Here is a 15,931-nt window from a genome sequence, read left to right on the forward strand (position 1 = left end):
CCGGCGGGGGGGGGGGGGGGGGCAGGGCCGGGCGGCCCCCGCGGTCCCGGCGGGGCCGCCGACACCCCGGTCACGGCGGTCACGGCGATCAGGCGCTCACGGCCGGGCGGGCCGCCCCGGGCACGGCCCGCCGTGGCCCGCCGCGGCTCGCCCCGGCTCGATCAGTACGCGCTGTAGACGTTGTCGATCGAGCCGTACCGCGCCGCCGCGTAGTTGCACGCGGCCGTGATGTTCGCGACCGGGTCGTAGATGTCGAACGACGTGCCGGCCACGTGGTACGTGTCGAACGTCGGCTGGATGACCTGGAGCAGGCCCTTGGACGGGATGCCCTTGGCGGCGTTGGAGTCCCACAGGTTGATGGCCAGCGGGTTGCCGGACGACTCGCGCATGATGTTGCGGTGGATGCCGTTGTAGGAACCCGGGATGCCCTTCTCCGCCATGATCGCGAGCGACTCGCGGATCCAGCCGTCGAGGTTGTTCGGGTACGAGACCGAGCTGACGGCCTTGGTGGTGACCGGGGCCGCGGAGGCGGTGCCCGCGCCGATCAGCGGGACGGCGAGCACGGCGGCGCCGGTGCCGGTCACGGCGAGGGCGCGCAGGACACGGGCGGTGCGGGTACGACGGTGAGCGTTCACGGACATGGGGGACTTCCTCTCCGTCGCCTGCGAGGTGAGCTGTCGGGTTCGGGCGGGGAGGTGCCCGGCCGCGCCCCGAAGGGCACGGCTTCACCCCGAGCCGTTCCGGCACGGCGTACGACGTAGGACGACGTACGGCGCTCCGGCCCGGCGACTTACCTGGGTCCCCCGCTCCTGCCATGGCTGTCGGTTCGTCGGATTCGGGCGGCGGCAGGATTCGGCGTTCCGCCCGACGGCCCGGAACGTATGCGAGAGCACATGTCCAGAACAAGTGCCGAAACCACACCTCGCCCTAATTGACCTTGGTCTGGGGTGTTTGGGATGCTTGATCCTTTGCATTCGCCAAGACTCAACTGGCCTATCGGGAACGGAAAAGCGAGGGGCTGCGGCAGACCTGGCGCCGACCCTGCGGAGTGACCCAACTCACGGTTTGCCTACTGCGGGGCAATAACGGCTAAGCGGAACAGGGGTGGCAATACGGTTAAATCGGCCTATAGGTGCGCGCATGTGAGGGTCGTCACGTCAGGTGACGTCATGGCCCTGGCGTACGTGTGTATCTGTGGGCAGGTGTGCGAGGGAGGGTGGCCGCGCGGTGGGAGGAGCGAGTCGTTATATATCTGTTCATACGTGGCGATCGGATGTATATCGGGCGTGATCCGATACCGCCTGGCCTGTATCGGTGGGCGCTAGCGGTGATCGAAACCTGACCGGATACGCTGACTTGAGTGATGGCAGCGACCTATCGACAAACCGTGTAATCGCCAGCAGACACCAGCAGACAGGAGACACCTCGTGACCGTCGTCGGGCCATTCGGGCTGAGCGTGCGGGACCAGGCTGTCGAAGCCGATGTCCAGGCCGGGTTGGCGGCTGTCGAGGAAGGGTTGCTCGAAGCCACCAAGAGCGAGGTCCCCTTCATCACCGAGGCCGCGCAGCACCTCGTCAAGGCGGGCGGGAAGCGGTTCCGTCCCCTGCTCGTGATGCTCGCGGCGCAGTTCGGCGACCCGTACGCGCCGGGGATCGTGCCCTCGGCCGTGGTCGTGGAACTGACCCATCTGGCGACGCTGTACCACGACGACGTGATGGACGAGGCCGCGGTGCGCCGCGGGGTCGCCAGCGCGAACACCCGCTGGGGCAACTCGGTCGCGGTGCTGACCGGCGACTTCCTGTTCGCCCGCGCCTCCCAGATCCTCGCCGACCTCGGCCCCGAGGCGGTCCGGGTGCAGGCGCTGGCGTTCGAACGGCTGGTCACCGGGCAGATCCTGGAGACCGCCGGCCCGCAGGACGGCCGCGACCCCGTCGACCACTACCTCGACGTGCTGGGCGGCAAGACGGGCTCGCTCGTGGCCGTGTCCTGCCGGTTCGGGGCGATGATGTCCGGCGCCGACGAGACGGTCGTGGACGTGCTGACGCAGTACGGCGAGCGGCTGGGCGTCGCCTTCCAGCTCGCCGACGACGTCCTCGACATCGCCTCCGACTCGCACGAGTCCGGCAAGACGCCCGGCACCGACCTGCGCGAGGGCATCGCGACGCTGCCCGTGCTGCGGCTGCGCGAGCGCGCGGCGCGGCTGGGGCTGCCCGAGGACGTCGCCCTGTGCGAACTGCTCGACTCCGACCTCACCGACGACGCCCGGCACGCCGAGGCGCTGGCCGCGCTGCGGGCCCACCCGGCCCTGGAGCAGGCCCGCCGCGACACCGTGCGCTACGCCGAGGAGGCGCGCGCGGCGCTCGCCCCGCTGCGGGAGTGCGACGCCAAGGCGGCCCTGCTCCAGCTGTGCGACGCGGTCGTCCACCGCGCCGGCTGACCCGCCTCACCCCTCACCCTCACCCCTCACCCCTGACGCCCGCGCCCCGTACGAGTACGCCCGCAGCCCGTCACCCGCGTCGGCGCCCTGTTACCTGCTTGCGCGCCCCGTCACCCGAGCCCCGTCCGAGCCGTGATCGCCGCCCGATCCCCTAAGGGACGGGTCGGCGTGGCCCCTGGTTGTCATACCGCAGGCGTAGGCGCAGTTGCCTCCGCGGGCTGACGCTTCGTCGCCGCCGATTTGGTCAGATGGAAGCACGGACCACACCACTCCTCACCGATTCGGGTGAGAATGGCGGCTCGGGGTGGGAGCAGTGCAGACGGGCAGCCGCCGCCGACGACGGAGGTAAGGCAGACATGGCACCGTACGAATCCGACGACAGCAGGAGCGCCGAGGAGGCCGAGGAGCGGCACTCGGCGCGGCGCAAGGCCGCGCGCTACGTCGTTCCGGTCGCGGTGGTGGGGGTGGCGGCGGCGACCATCGGGCTCGTCCCGGCGCTCGCCGACTCCGGCGACCCCGACCTGCCGAAGATCACCGCGCAGCAACTCGTCCAGAAGATCGCCGAGTCGGACGTGCAGCAGCTCTCCGGCACCGTGAAGATCACCACCGACCTCGGGCTGCCGGACCTCGGCGGCCTGGAGAGCGGACTCGCCTCCGGCGCCGCCGGGAACGGCTCCGGATCGTCCGCCGACCCGTCCGCCAAGCTGACCGAACTGGCCTCCGGCACCCACACCCTGCGCGTGGCCGCCGACGGGCCGGACCGGCAGAAGGTCTCGCTGATCGAGAGCGCCGCCGAGTACAGCCTGATCCACGACGGCAAGGACGTCTGGGGCTACGACAGCAAGTCCGACGAGGTCTACCACGGCACCGCCGACCAGGACGGCAAGGCCGGCAAGGACGGCAAGGGCGGCGAGAAGGGCCGCGCCGAGGTGCCCGCCACGCCCCGGGACTTCGCCGAGGAGGCCCTGAAGGCGGCCGACGACACCACCTCGGTGACGGTCGACGGCACCGCCCAGGTGGCCGGCCGCGACGCCTACAAGCTGGTCGTCAAGCCCAAGCACGCCTCCGGCACCACGGTCGGCGTGATCAGCATCGCGGTGGACGCCGAGACGGGGATGCCGCTGAAGTTCACGCTCACCCCGGCGAGCGGCGGCGCCGCCGTCGTGGACGTCGGCTTCACCCAGGTCGGCTTCGCGAAGCCGGCCGCGAGCACCTTCGACTTCACCCCGCCCAAGGGCGCGAAGATCACCGAGGACAAGGACGCCGCGGCCCGGGAGCACGCCTCGGCCGCGCCGCACGAGGGCGTCGCCCCGGGTGTGGGCCTGCTCGGTGGCGGCGACGGCGCGAAGGTCGTCGGCAAGGGCTGGAACTCGATCGCCACGTTCGACACCGGCGAGAAGGGCGGCGTCCCCTCGTCCACCGGCAAGGGCGACATGGGCGGCTTCCTCGGCTCGCTCGGCGACCAGGTGTCCGGCGGGTTCGGCAAGGGCACGGTCTTCTCCACCCGCCTGATCAACGCCCTGATCACCGACGACGGCAAGGTCTACGTCGGCGCGGTCACCAAGGACGCCCTGGTGAAGGCGGCCGACGCCGGGAAGTGACCCGGCCCGGCCGGCCCGGCCCGACCGAATCGAGGAAGCCGATGGACGAGCCGAGGGACGAGCCGAGGGACGAGCCGAGGGACGAGTCGGTGGACCTGCCGGTGGACGGCGACGCGTCCGCCCCGCCGCAAGCGCCCCCGCCCGCCCCGCAGGACGCGGGCGCGGGCGGGAACGGGAACGGGGACGACGACGGCGTCATCCGCACCCGTGCGCTGACCAAGCGCTACCGCGGCGGGCAACTCGCCGTGGACGGTCTCGACCTGACCGTCCCGGCGGGCAGCGTCTTCGGCTTCCTCGGCCCGAACGGCTCGGGCAAGACCACCACCATCCGCATGCTGATGGGGCTCATCGAGCCCACCTCCGGCACGGCCCGCGTGCTCGGGCAGTCCATGCCCCGCCACGCCCGCACCGTGCTCCCGCACGTCGGCGCGCTCATCGAGGGCCCGGCGCTGTACGGGTTCCTGTCCGGCCGCGACAACCTGCTGCGCCAGGACGCCGCCGACCCGACCGCCGATCCCCGCACCCGGCGCTCCCGGGTCGCCGCCGCGCTGGACCGGGTGGGCCTGACGGCCGCCGCCGGGAAGAAGGCCCGGGCCTACTCGCTCGGCATGAAGCAGCGCCTGGGGCTGGCCGCCGCCCTGCTCCAGCCGCGCCGGCTGCTCGTCCTGGACGAGCCGACCAACGGCCTCGACCCGCAGGGCATGCGCGAGATCCGCACCCTGGTCCGCGAGCTGGCCTCCGACGGCACGACCGTCTTCCTCTCCTCCCATCTGCTCGACGAGATCGAGCAGGTGTGCACGCACGCCGCGGTCATGGCGCGGGGCCGGCTCCTCACCCAGGGCCCGGTCGCCGACCTCGCCGCCGGGGCGCGCGGCCGCCTCGTGGTCACCACGCCCGATCCGGCGGAGGCGGCCCGGGTGCTGAAGGAACAGGGGGTCGGCGACGTTGTGGCCGACGGCGACCGGGTGACCGGCGAACCGCCGGAGCGCGACCTCGCCGACGTGAACGCGGCGCTGGTCACCGCGGGCGTCCGCGCCCGCGGCTTCGGGATCGAACGGGCCTCCCTGGAGGACGCGTTCGTGGCGCTCACCGGGGAGGGATTCGATGTCGCGGGCTGAACCGACGGCTAAGACGGCTACGACGGCTAAGACGGCTACGACGGCTACGGCGGCTGAGACGGCTACGACAGGGCAGGCGGGGCCGACAGGTACGGCGCCGGCGGCGACCGCGCCGGGCGGCACCGGCGGCGTTGGGGCCGCGCGGACCCTGTGGACCCTCGGGCTGCTGCGCAGCGAGCTGGTGACCACCTTCCGGCGCTGGCGCACCCTCGCGCTGCTCGCCGTGCTGGCCGCCGTACCGGTCCTGGTCGGGGTGGCCGTACGGATCGAGACGGGCGGCGGCGGGGGGCCGCACGGCGGCGGGGGCGGCGAGGGCCCGGCGTTCATCGCGCAGATCACCAACAACGGGCTGTTCCTGGTGTTCACCGCGCTGGCCGCGACCCTGCCCGTGTTCCTGCCGCTGGCCGTCGGCGTGGTCGCGGGCGACACGATCGCCGGCGAGGCGAGCGCGGGCACCCTGCGCTACCTGCTCGTCGCCCCGGCCGGCCGCACCCGGCTGCTGCTCACCAAGTACGCCACGGTGACGGCCTTCTGTCTCGCCGCCACGTTCGTCGTCGCCGTTTCGGCGCTGGTCGTGGGCGCGCTGCTCTTCCCGCTCGGCGACCTGACGACCATCTCCGGCACCCGGATTGGCTTCGGCGAGGGGCTGGCGCGGGCGCTGCTGATCGCCCTCGTCGTCGCCGCGTCGCTGCTGGGCCTCGCGGCCCTCGGGCTGTTCGTCTCGACGCTGACGAACAGCGGCGTCGCGGCGATGGCGACGACCGTCGGCCTGGTGATCACCGCGCAGATCCTCGACCAGATCCCGCAGTTGCACGCGATCCAGCCGTACCTCTTCCCGCACTACTGGCTGTCCTTCGCCGACCTCATGCGCGAGCCGGTCTACTGGGACGGCCTGGTGAAGAACCTCGAACTCCAGGCGCTGTACGCGGCGGTCTTCGGCTCGGCGGCCTGGGCCCGGTTCACGACGAAGGACATCACGGCGTAACCCGGCCGTCGGCGGAGCGCGGACCACGGCCCGCACTGGCCCGCCCGGACAGCACGGCGTGCACCGGGACCCCGACAGCACGGCGCGCACCGGGACCCGGACAGCACGGCGCGCACCGGGACCCGGACAGCACGGCGTGCACCGGGACCCCGACAGCACGGCGCGCACCAGGGCCCCGACAGCGCGGCGCGGGACGCCCGCCGACGCCCCGTCAGGCCCGTTGCCCCGCCGCGCCCGTGAGGCGGGCCAGCGGCTCGGCCTCGCGCGGCGGGCGGGCGCTCAGGTCGCCGAGACGCCAGTCGGGCACCCACGGCACGCGGTAGACGTCGATGGCGGCCTCCAGCGGCCGTACCCGCTGTGCGAGCGGTCGCGGCAGCCGCCCCGGCGCGTCCGCCACCAGCACCACGGCGTCCAGGTCCAGCCCGGCCGGCGCCTCACCGCGGCGAAACGTTTCCACGGCCCGCGCCACGGCCGCCAGCCCGGCCGCGTGGGTCCGCGCGACCAGCAGCACCGAGCGCGGCGCGCCGGGCCCGGGCCACTCGCGCCCGCAGTCGTGGCCGCCGTAGACCGCGGCGAGCGTGGTGGTGCCGGCGCCGCCGTGCGTGGCCACCCAGGAGTACCGCCGGGGCAGCGCGGCCGGCATCCCCGCGGGCATGGCGGCGCCCTGAGCGGGCACACGGTCGGGTGCGCCGGTGACGGCGCCGGCCGCGGCCCCGGCGCCGGGGCGGGTGTCCGCATGGGCGTGCGGGGCGGCCACCGGCCCGCGGATCCATATCTCCGGTCCCTGCCGCACGCCACCTCGCATGCCCGTTCTCCACCTCGTCGTCTCGATGTTCGTCGCGCTCGGAGCGTTACCCCGGTCACGGGGGCGCGGTTCCTGGTGCGAGTCTGTGACGTCGCGGTGACCTGGGAAGCGCAGGCGAGCGGAGAGACTCGACAGTACGCGCAGGGCCGGATGGCTCGCATCCGAGTGAGGAAGACGATGTCTCGACTGAGCCGCGAGAAGAAGCGGGAAGACAAGCGCGCCGCACGCGCGGCCGCGCCCGTGACGGCGCCGATCGCCGTGCACGTGCCCGCGACCGGAGCCGCCTTCGGCGCCGGGGCCGCGGACGGCACCGGCGCCCCGGCCTGGGCCTCGGTCGACGGCGTACGGATCCAGTCGGCCCCCGGCGAGGAGATCCAGCAGGCCGTGCTGAACCATCTGCACCGCCTCGCCCTCGCCACCGGCCACCCCGTCCTCGCCACGGTGACCGACGAACGCATCGGCTACGTCGTCCCCCTCCAGGTCAGCGGGGACGGCTCCAGCGCCTTCACGGCCGAACCCCTGCGCACGGGCCCGGCGGACCAGGCCGGACCGGCCGGACCCGCCGCGCGCCCGGCCGGGACCGTACGCCTGCGCAAGCCCGCCCCGGACGCGCCGCACCCGCACCGGCAGGACGGGCCGCCGTACGAGGACCGGGCCACGCACGTGCTGCGGCGGGTGCCGCAGCCGGCCCGGGAGCCCGAGCCGCCGTTCGGGCCGCGAGCGGTCCCGGCGGCGCGGCCCGAAGGCGAGCCCGCCGCCCCGGCCGCCGACGCCACGCCCGCCGTCCCGGCCGCCGACGCGTTCCCCGGTGCGGCCGCCGCTCCGCTCGGGCGGTTCGGGCCCCCGCCGGTGATGGACGCGGCGTCGGCCGACGCGGGCCCGGGCCAGGCCCCCGGAACCGCGCGCGCCCCGGAGCCCCCCGCCGTCTTTGAGCCCGCGGCTCTCCCCGGCGCCCGGCCGGCCGGTCCCGCGAAGGCGCTCGTCGACCCGGAGGCCTATCTCGACCTCGACCCCGACTCCAAGCCCACCCCGCCCCGCGGTTTCGACGCGGTGGCCGAGGCGGTGCTCGGCGAGGACCCGAGGGACGCGGGCGGCCCGAGCGGCGTCGTGCTGCTAGCCGAACCGCTGGAGCGGGTCAACGAGGCGGTACGGGCCGGCCGTATCGAGGAGGCCGCGACCCTCGCCTCGGCCGCCGTCGAGGAGGCCTCCGGCACGCTCGGCCCGGACCACCCCGAGGTGCTGCGGCTGCGCGAACTGTCGGCGTACGTCGCCTATCTGGCCGGCGACCCGCTGCACGCCTTCCGGCTCTCGGTCGACCTGGCCGGCGTCCACCGCCGCGCCGGCGACGCCGAGGGCGCCTACGGCAACGTACTGAGCGCGGCCACGGCATGGCGCGCGGTCCGCGACCCCGAGCAGGGCCTCGGTCTCGGCCGCGAACTGATCGGGCTGTGGACCGAACTCGCCGCGGCGGGCGGCCCGGCCGCCGAGGACGCGGACGAACTGGAGTCCGCCCGCGCCCGCATGGACCGCCTCACCGAACGCGCCCGCAGGCAGGCGACCGAACCGAAGGACTGACGGGCGGACCCGCAGCACCGACCCGCCCCGGAGGGCCCGCAGCACCGACCCGCCCCGGAGGACCCGCAGCACCGACCCGCCCCCGGAGGACCCGTCCCCGGAGGACCCGCGCCCCCGCCTCAGTGGACGCAGAACTCGTTGCCCTCCGGGTCCGTCAGGACCGTCCATTCCCCGGCGGGTTCCTTCACGTGCCGCAGCACGCTCGCCCCGAGCGCCTCCAGCCGCTCCACCTCCCGCGCGCGCCGGTCCTCGCCGGGATGCAGGTCGAGGTGGAGCCGGTTCTTGCCGGACTTCGGCTCCGGCACCCGCTGGAACAGCAGCCGCCGCCCCAGCCCCGTGCCCCGCTCCAGGTCGTACGGGTCGTCGGGATGCCGTACGCCGATCAGGTCCCGGAAGGCCGGGCGGCCGTGGAACTCGACGGTGGCCTCGCCCGGCAGCGCGCCGAGCTCCACCAGCCGCTCGATGAACGCGCTGTTGTCCTCGACCTCGTAGTGCAGCGCGGCGGCCCAGAAGTCGGCCTGCGCGTGCGGGTCGGCGGAGTCGATGACGAGCTTCCAGTGCACCGGTGCGGGCGCGGGGGCGTCGGGCGTCGCGGGCGTCTCTGTCATACGGCCCTTTATAGTGCGGCGCCGCGCACTCCCGCCGCTTGTTCACCGACCCGGGGCGACCGCGTCGGAGGGACGGCACGGGCGCACCGCGTCCGCGCGCACGAGAACGCCCGAGGCGGCTACGCCTCCACCGGATCGGTGCTCGACCGGGGAGCGTCCGCCGCCCCGGCCCCGGCGGAACCGGCCGTACCGGCCGTACCGGCCAGGGCCGCCCCGGCGGACCCGTGGGCCTCGGCCCTGGCCGCCGCCTCCGCCCTGAGGCGGGCCGAGCGGCGGGCCGTGCGCAGGCCGTCCCAGGTCAGCATCGACAGGGCCAGCCAGACCAGGGCGAAGCCCGCCCACCGCGCGGGCGGCATCGACTCGTGGAAGTAGACGACGCCGAGCACGAACTGGAAGACCGGGGCGAGGTACTGGAGCAGCCCCAGCGTGGACAGCGGCACGCGGATCGCAGCGGCGCCGAAGCAGACCAGCGGCAGCGCGGTGACCACACCGGTGGAGGCGAGCAGCGCCGCGTGCCCGGCGCCCTCGCTCGCGAACGTCGCCTCGCCGTGCGCGCCCAGCCACAGCAGATAGCCGAGCGCGGGCAGGAACTGCACCGCGGTCTCGGCGGCCAGCGACTCGACGCCGCCGAGGTCGACCTTCTTCTTCACCAGGCCGTAGGTGGCGAAGGAGAAGGCGAGACAGAGGGAGATCCACGGCGGCTGCCCGTAGCCGACGGCGAGGACCAGCACGGAGGCCGCGCCGGTGGCGACCGCCGCCCACTGCACGGGCCGCAGCCGCTCCTTGAGGATGAGCACGCCCATCGCGATGGTGACCAGCGGGTTGATGAAGTAACCGAGGGACGCCTCGACCACATGGCCGCTGTTGACGGCCCAGATGTAGACGCCCCAGTTGACGGTGATCACCGAGGCGGCGACCACGATCATGGCCAGCCTGCGCGGCTGGCGCAGCAGTTCCCCGGCCCATGCCCAGCGGCGTACGGCGAGCAGGGCCACGATCACGAAGGCGAGCGACCACACCATCCGGTGGGCGAGGATCTCCGCCGCGCCGGCCGGCTTGAGCAGCGGCCAGAACAGGGGCACCAGGCCCCACATCCCGTAGGCCGCGAAGCCGTTCAGCAGTCCTGTGCGCTTCTCGCCGCCCGGCTTGTCGGTCACGGCCCCTCCTTCTCGCCCGCTGTGCCCGTACAGCAAGCAAGAAGGTAACGCCGGACACCCCCGCCTGTCATGCCCGTATCGCCATACGGTCATGACAGGCGGGGGTCGTGGGACTCCGGCGTCCGGCGGGGACGGCTCAGCCCTTGAGGCCCGCGGCGATCGCGTCGGCCAGGGGAGTGGTGGGACGGCCGATCAGGCGGGACAGGTCGCCGCTGTCCACCACCAGTTCGCCCTTCTCGATGGAGGCGTCCACGCCCGCGATGATCGTGGCCACCGGCTCGGGCAGCCCGGCGCCGACGAGGATGCCCTGGAAGTCCTCGACGCTCACCTGCCGGTAGGCGATCTCCTTGCCGGTCTGCCGGCTCAGCTCGGCGGCGAACTCGGCGAAGCCCCAGGCCACGTCCCCGCCCAGCTCGTACGTCCGGTTCTCGTGGCCCTCGCCGGTGAGCACCGCGACGGCCGCCGCGGCGTAGTCGGCGCGCGAGGCGGAGGACAGCCGCCCGGCGCCCGCGGCGTGCACGACCGCGTTGTGCTCCAGCACCGGGGCGAGGCTCTCGGTGTAGTTCTCGTGGTACCAGCCGTTGCGCAGCAGCGTGTACGGCAGCCCGGAGGCGAGCAGCAGCTCCTCGGTGCCGCGGTGGTCGTCGGCGAGGGCGGCCTTCAGGGAGCCGGGGGCGCTGGTGTAGGCGAGCAGGGCGACACCGGCCGCCTTGGCGGCGTCGATGACGACCCGGTGCTGCTGGACGCGGCCCTTGTCGAACTCGTTGCCCGAGATCAGCAGCACCTTGTCGCCGGCCGCGAACACGCCGTCGTAGGTCTCGGGCGCGTTGTAGTCGGCGACCGCGATGCGCACGCCGCGCTCGGCGAGGTCGGCGGCCTTCTCCGGGGTGCGGACCACGGCGGTGACCTGGTCGGCCGGAACCTTCTCCAGCAGCTGTTCCACGACGAGGCGGCCGAGGTGTCCGGTGGCGCCGGTGACGACGATGCTCATGAGGTGAATCTCCTTGTGGGTGGCTTCTGGTACTCACCCTAGGAGGTGCACTAACTGTTCGTAAGTACCCACTTTGAAGTAAGGTACGGGCATGACAGTAAGCATTAGGGAGACGGCAGGCGCGGGAGAGGCGGCGGCAGCCGCGCGCAGGGACGCCGATCCGGTGGCCCTGTGCCCGTACCGGCTGGTCCTGGAGCACGTCACCAGCCGCTGGGGCGTGCTCGCCCTGATCGAACTGCTGGAGCGCCCGCACCGCTTCAGCGAGCTGCGCCGCGCCATCGGCAAGGTGAGCGGGAAGCCGGTCAGCGAGAAGATGCTGACCCAGACGCTCCAGACCCTGGAGCGCGACGGCCTGGTCCACCGGGACGCCAAGCCCGTGATCCCGCCGCGCGTCGACTACTCCCTGACCGACCTCGGCCGCGAGGCCGCCGAACAGGTCCGCACCCTGGCCCGCTGGACCCAGCACCGCATGGCGGACGTCGAACGCGCCCGCCAGGCGTACGACGAGGCCCGTGCCGCACAGGCCCGGGCCTCGTGAACCGCGCTCGGCGGTGAGCCGTACGCGCACCGGTGCACAGGCGCCGGTGAGCCGTTCGCACCGATGAGCCGTACCGCCGGACGAGCGGCGGCCGGACGGCGTCTCAGCCGTCTCAGCCGTCTCAGCCGTCTCAGCCCACGACCGTCCAGGTGTCGCCGCCGGCCAGCAGGGCGGCCAGGTCGCCCTTGCCGCGCTGCTCGACCGCCGTGTCGAGCTGGTCGGCCATCAGCGTGTCGTAGACCGGGCGCTCGACGGACCGCAGGACGCCGATCGGGGTCTGGTGCAGGGTGTCCGGGTCGGCCAGCCGGGACAGCGCGAAGGCGGTGGTCGGGGAGGCGGCGTGCGCGTCGTGGACCAGGACGTCGGCCTCGTTCTCCGGCGTCACGGTGACCACCTCCAGGTCGCCGGTGCGCGCGTCGCGCACGACACCCCGGCTGCCGTCCGGGCCGAACCGGATCGGCCGGCCGTGTTCGAGCCGGATCAGCGCCTCCTCGGCGCGCTGCTTGTCCTTGAGGGCGTCGAAGGCGCCGTCGTTGAAGATGTTGCAGTTCTGGTAGATCTCGATGAGCGCGGTGCCGGGGTGGGCGGCGGCCTGGCGCAGTACCTCGGTCAGGTGCTTGCGGTCGGAGTCGATGGTCCGCGCCACGAAGGACGCCTCCGCGCCGAGGGCCAGGGAGACCGGGTTGAACGGCGCGTCCAGGGAGCCCATCGGCGTCGACTTGGTGATCTTGCCGATCTCGGAGGTCGGGGAGTACTGGCCCTTGGTGAGGCCGTAGATCCGGTTGTTGAACAGCAGGATCTTGAGGTTGACGTTGCGGCGCAGGGCGTGGATGAGGTGGTTGCCGCCGATCGAGAGCGCGTCGCCGTCGCCGGTGACCACCCAGACGCTCAGGTCACGCCGTGAGGTCGCCAGGCCGGTCGCGATGGCCGGGGCGCGGCCGTGGATGGAGTGCATCCCGTAGGTGTTGAGGTAGTACGGGAAACGGGAGGAGCAGCCGATGCCGGAGACGAAGACGATGTTCTCCTTGGCCAGCCCCAGCTCCGGCATGAAGCCCTGGACGGCCGCGAGGATCGCGTAGTCGCCGCAGCCCGGGCACCAGCGCACTTCCTGGTCGGACTTGAAGTCCTTCATGGACTGCTCGGCCTCGGCCTTGGGCACCAGTGAGAGCGCCTGGACGGTGTCCCCCGTGCGGGTGGACGTCTCAGCCATCGATGGCCTCCTTGAGAGCCGTGGCGAGCTGTTCGGCCTTGAACGGCATGCCGTTGACCTGGTTGTAGGAGTGGGCGTCCACCAGGTACTTCGCCCGGACCAGGGTGGCGAGCTGGCCGAGGTTCATCTCGGGGATGACGACCTTGTCGTAGCGTTCGAGGACCGTGCCGAGGTTCTTCGGGAACGGGTTGAGGTGGCGCAGATGGGCCTGCGCGATCGCCTCGCCGGCCGTGCGCAGCCGGCGTACCGCCGCCGTGATCGGCCCGTACGTGGATCCCCAGCCGAGGACCAGTGTGCGCGCCCGGTCCGGGTCGTCGACCTCGATGTCGGGGACGTCGATGCCGTCCACCTTGGCCTGGCGGGTGCGGACCATGAAGTCGTGGTTGGCCGGGTCGTAGGAGATGTTGCCGGTGCCGTCCTGCTTCTCGATGCCGCCGATGCGGTGCTCCAGGCCGGGGGTGCCCGGGATCGCCCAGGGGCGGGCCAGCGTCCTGGCGTCCCGCTTGTAGGGCCAGAACACCTCGGTGCCGTCGGCGAGGGTGTGGTTGGGGCCGGTCGCGAACCGCACCCGCAGGTCGGGCAGCTCGTCCAGCTCCGGGATGCGCCACGGCTCGGAGCCGTTGGCCAGGTAGCCGTCGGACAGCAGGAACACCGGCGTGCGGTAGGCCAGCGCGATCCGGGCCGCCTCCAGGGCCGCGTCGAAGCAGTCCGCGGGCGTGCGCGGCGCGACCACGGGCACCGGGGCCTCGCCGTTGCGGCCGTACATCGCCTGCAGCAGATCGGCCTGCTCGGTCTTGGTCGGCAGACCGGTGGAGGGGCCGCCGCGCTGGATGTCCACGACCAGCAGCGGCAGCTCCAGCGACACCGCCAGACCGATCGTCTCCGACTTCAGCGCCACCCCGGGACCGGACGTGGTGGTGACGGCCAGCGCACCGCCGAACGCGGCGCCGAGGGCCGCGCCGATGCCGGCGATCTCGTCCTCGGCCTGGAAGGTGCGCACACCGAAGTTCTTGTGCTTGCTCAGCTCGTGCAGGATGTCGGAGGCGGGCGTGATCGGGTAGGAGCCCAGATACAGCGGCAGGTCCGCCTGCCGGGAGGCCGCCACCAGACCGTAGGCCAGCGCGAGGTTGCCGGAGATGTTGCGGTAGGTGCCGACCGGGAAGGCCTGCGCGGCCGGGGCCACCTCGTAGGAGACGGCGAAGTCCTCCGTCGTCTCGCCGAAGTTCCAGCCCGCGCGGAACGCGGCGATGTTCGCCGCCGCGATGTCCGGCTTCTTGGCGAACTTGGTTCTGAGGAACTTCTCGGTGCCCTCGGTGGGCCGGTGGTACATCCAGCTCAGCAGGCCCAGCGCGAACATGTTCTTGCTGCGCTCGGCCTCCTTGCGGGAGAGGTCGAACTCCTTGAGCGCCTCCACCGTCAGCGTGGTCAGCGGCACCGGGTGCAGTTGGTAGCTGTCCAGCGAGCCGTCCTCCAGCGGGGACGCCGCGTAGCCGACCTTCTGCATGGCGCGCTTGGTGAACTCGTCGGTGTTGACGATGATCTCCGCGCCGCGCGGCAGGTCGCCGATGTTCGCCTTCAGGGCGGCCGGGTTCATCGCGACCAGCACGTTCGGCGCGTCGCCGGGGGTCAGGATGTCGTGGTCGGCGAAGTGCAGCTGGAAGGAGGAGACGCCCGGCAGGGTGCCGGCAGGAGCCCTGATCTCGGCCGGGAAGTTCGGCAGCGTCGACAGGTCGTTGCCGAAGGACGCCGTCTCCGAGGTGAACCGGTCGCCGGTGAGCTGCATGCCGTCGCCCGAGTCGCCCGCGAAACGGATGATCACCCGCTCCAGACGGCGGACGTCCTTCGTTCCGGCCGCCCCGCGCTGCTCTCCTAGGACGGCTCCGTCGGCCTGTTCCGTTGGACTGCTGACCTGGCTGGTCACTGAACTGGACCTCCTTCGAGGCGGCTGTGGAAAGGCCTTCGCGAAGACCGTTCCCGGTTTCAACCCTACGACCGTCTGGTTCGCCTTCCCGGCACGGTTTCGCATGCTGGACGCGCCCGCGAGCCGGTCCCGATGCCTTGCTCCGTCACTCCGTGCCGACCCGCCGGACCTCCTTCGAAGCGCTCCGTGCCCGCTGCTCGCGCCGCCCTGGTGAACGGCCCGCACCACCCGTTACTGACTCAGTGTCAACCGGTCAGGAGTTCAGATAGGTGAGGACGGCGAGAACACGCCGGTGATCCCCGTCACTCTGCGCCAGACCCAGTTTCAGGAAGATGTTGCTGACGTGCTTCTCCACCGCGCCGTCGCTCACCACCAGCTGCCGGGCGATCGCCGAGTTGGTCCGCCCCTCGGCCATCAGCCCCAGCACCTCCCGCTCCCGCGGCGTCAGATTCGCCAGCACGTCCTGCTTGCGGCTGCGGCCGAGCAGCTGTGCGACCACCTCGGGGTCCAGCGCCGTACCCCCCTCGGCCACCCGGACCACCGCGTCCACGAACTCCCGCACCTCGGCGACCCGGTCCTTGAGCAGATAGCCGACCCCGCGGCTGGACCCGGCCAGCAGCTCGGTGGCGTACCGCTCCTCGACGTACTGCGAGAGCACCAGCACGCCCAGCTCCGGGTGCACCTTGCGCAGCCGCACCGCCGCCCGCACCCCCTCGTCGGTGTGCGTCGGCGGCATCCGCACGTCCGCGACGACGACGTCCGGCAGCTCGCCCGCCTCGTACAGCTCGGTGACGGTCTTGATCAGCGCCTCGGCGTCCCCGACCCCGGCCACCACGTCATGCCCCCGGTCGGTCAGCAACCGGGTCAGGCCCTCTCTCAGCAGCACCGAATCCTCGGCGATGACCACCCGCACCCTGTCCTCCACGCTCCTCGGCCCCCCACAGCCTCGTTCCCGGCCGTCCGCGCCGTCCGCACGGACGGCGG

General features: G+C 72.9%; 14 protein-coding genes and 1 riboswitch. Of the genes, 6 read left to right on the forward strand and 8 right to left on the reverse strand.

Annotation, left to right across the window (positions count from 1 at the left end; genetic code table 11):
* Window positions 1-161: 161 nt before the first annotated feature.
* Window positions 162-641 (reverse strand): transglycosylase SLT domain-containing protein, encoded by a 480-nt coding sequence (locus tag K7787_RS25105; RefSeq protein WP_009190055.1) that lies wholly within the window; start codon window positions 639-641, stop codon window positions 162-164.
* 5 nt (window positions 642-646) lie between these two features.
* A riboswitch (cyclic di-AMP (ydaO/yuaA leader) is annotated at window positions 647-852 on the reverse strand.
* 575 nt (window positions 853-1,427) lie between these two features.
* Between K7787_RS25105 and K7787_RS25110 the strand changes: the two genes are divergently transcribed.
* From K7787_RS25110 to K7787_RS25125, 4 genes are all read left to right on the forward strand, one after another.
* Window positions 1,428-2,438, forward strand: coding sequence for a polyprenyl synthetase family protein (locus K7787_RS25110; RefSeq protein WP_009190056.1), 1,011 nt, complete (start codon window positions 1,428-1,430; stop codon window positions 2,436-2,438).
* Window positions 2,439-2,794: 356 nt separating this feature from the next.
* Window positions 2,795-4,039: a LolA family protein gene (locus K7787_RS25115; protein ID WP_223003043.1), complete on the forward strand. Its 1,245-nt coding sequence runs from the start codon at window positions 2,795-2,797 to the stop codon at window positions 4,037-4,039.
* Between the two features lie 41 nt (window positions 4,040-4,080).
* Complete coding sequence (locus K7787_RS25120) at window positions 4,081-5,157, forward strand: ABC transporter ATP-binding protein (protein WP_247721274.1); 1,077 nt, start codon at window positions 4,081-4,083, stop codon at window positions 5,155-5,157.
* A complete protein-coding gene (locus tag K7787_RS25125) occupies window positions 5,144-6,142 on the forward strand; it encodes an ABC transporter permease (protein ID WP_247721275.1) in 999 nt (332 codons plus the stop codon). Before K7787_RS25120 ends, K7787_RS25125 begins: the two co-directional genes overlap by 14 nt.
* A 211-nt stretch (window positions 6,143-6,353) precedes the next feature.
* Here K7787_RS25125 and K7787_RS25130 read toward each other — a convergent pair whose 3' ends face one another.
* Window positions 6,354-6,947, reverse strand: coding sequence for a DUF6668 family protein (locus K7787_RS25130; protein ID WP_223003044.1), 594 nt, complete (start codon window positions 6,945-6,947; stop codon window positions 6,354-6,356).
* A gap of 177 nt (window positions 6,948-7,124) precedes the next feature.
* Here K7787_RS25130 and K7787_RS25135 point away from each other — a divergent pair, with 177 nt between their 5' ends.
* Window positions 7,125-8,522: a tetratricopeptide repeat protein gene (locus tag K7787_RS25135; protein ID WP_223003045.1), complete on the forward strand. Its 1,398-nt coding sequence runs from the start codon at window positions 7,125-7,127 to the stop codon at window positions 8,520-8,522.
* Between the two features lie 119 nt (window positions 8,523-8,641).
* On the opposite strand, the gene K7787_RS25140 is transcribed toward K7787_RS25135, so the two are convergent.
* From K7787_RS25140 to K7787_RS25150, 3 genes are all read right to left on the reverse strand, one after another.
* Window positions 8,642-9,130, reverse strand: coding sequence for a VOC family protein (locus K7787_RS25140; protein ID WP_043261164.1), 489 nt, complete (start codon window positions 9,128-9,130; stop codon window positions 8,642-8,644).
* Window positions 9,131-9,249: 119 nt separating this feature from the next.
* Window positions 9,250-10,287, reverse strand: a complete 1,038-nt coding sequence (rarD, locus tag K7787_RS25145) for an EamA family transporter RarD (protein ID WP_223003046.1) — start codon at window positions 10,285-10,287, stop codon at window positions 9,250-9,252.
* A gap of 136 nt (window positions 10,288-10,423) precedes the next feature.
* Window positions 10,424-11,278 (reverse strand): SDR family oxidoreductase, encoded by an 855-nt coding sequence (locus tag K7787_RS25150; RefSeq protein ID WP_223003047.1) that lies wholly within the window; start codon window positions 11,276-11,278, stop codon window positions 10,424-10,426.
* A gap of 91 nt (window positions 11,279-11,369) precedes the next feature.
* Between K7787_RS25150 and K7787_RS25155 the strand changes: the two genes are divergently transcribed.
* Window positions 11,370-11,816, forward strand: coding sequence for a winged helix-turn-helix transcriptional regulator (locus tag K7787_RS25155; RefSeq protein ID WP_247721276.1), 447 nt, complete (start codon window positions 11,370-11,372; stop codon window positions 11,814-11,816).
* A 130-nt stretch (window positions 11,817-11,946) separates the two neighbouring features.
* On the opposite strand, the gene K7787_RS25160 is transcribed toward K7787_RS25155, so the two are convergent.
* The 3 genes from K7787_RS25160 to K7787_RS25170 all read right to left on the reverse strand — a co-directional run bounded on the left by K7787_RS25160 (window position 11,947) and on the right by K7787_RS25170 (window position 15,860).
* Window positions 11,947-13,026: a 2-oxoacid:ferredoxin oxidoreductase subunit beta gene (locus K7787_RS25160; protein ID WP_223003048.1), complete on the reverse strand. Its 1,080-nt coding sequence runs from the start codon at window positions 13,024-13,026 to the stop codon at window positions 11,947-11,949.
* Window positions 13,019-14,947, reverse strand: a complete 1,929-nt coding sequence (locus K7787_RS25165; protein WP_223003049.1) for a 2-oxoacid:acceptor oxidoreductase subunit alpha — start codon at window positions 14,945-14,947, stop codon at window positions 13,019-13,021. Before K7787_RS25165 ends, K7787_RS25160 begins: the two co-directional genes overlap by 8 nt.
* 253 nt (window positions 14,948-15,200) lie before the next feature.
* Window positions 15,201-15,860 carry a LuxR C-terminal-related transcriptional regulator gene (locus K7787_RS25170; protein WP_308036468.1) on the reverse strand — a complete coding sequence of 220 codons (660 nt, stop codon included), beginning with the start codon at window positions 15,858-15,860 and terminating at the stop codon, window positions 15,201-15,203.
* Window positions 15,861-15,931: the final 71 nt, after the last annotated feature.

Source organism: Streptomyces sennicomposti, from assembly GCF_019890635.1.
Taxonomy (GTDB): Bacteria; Actinomycetota; Actinomycetes; order Streptomycetales; family Streptomycetaceae; genus Streptomyces; species Streptomyces sennicomposti.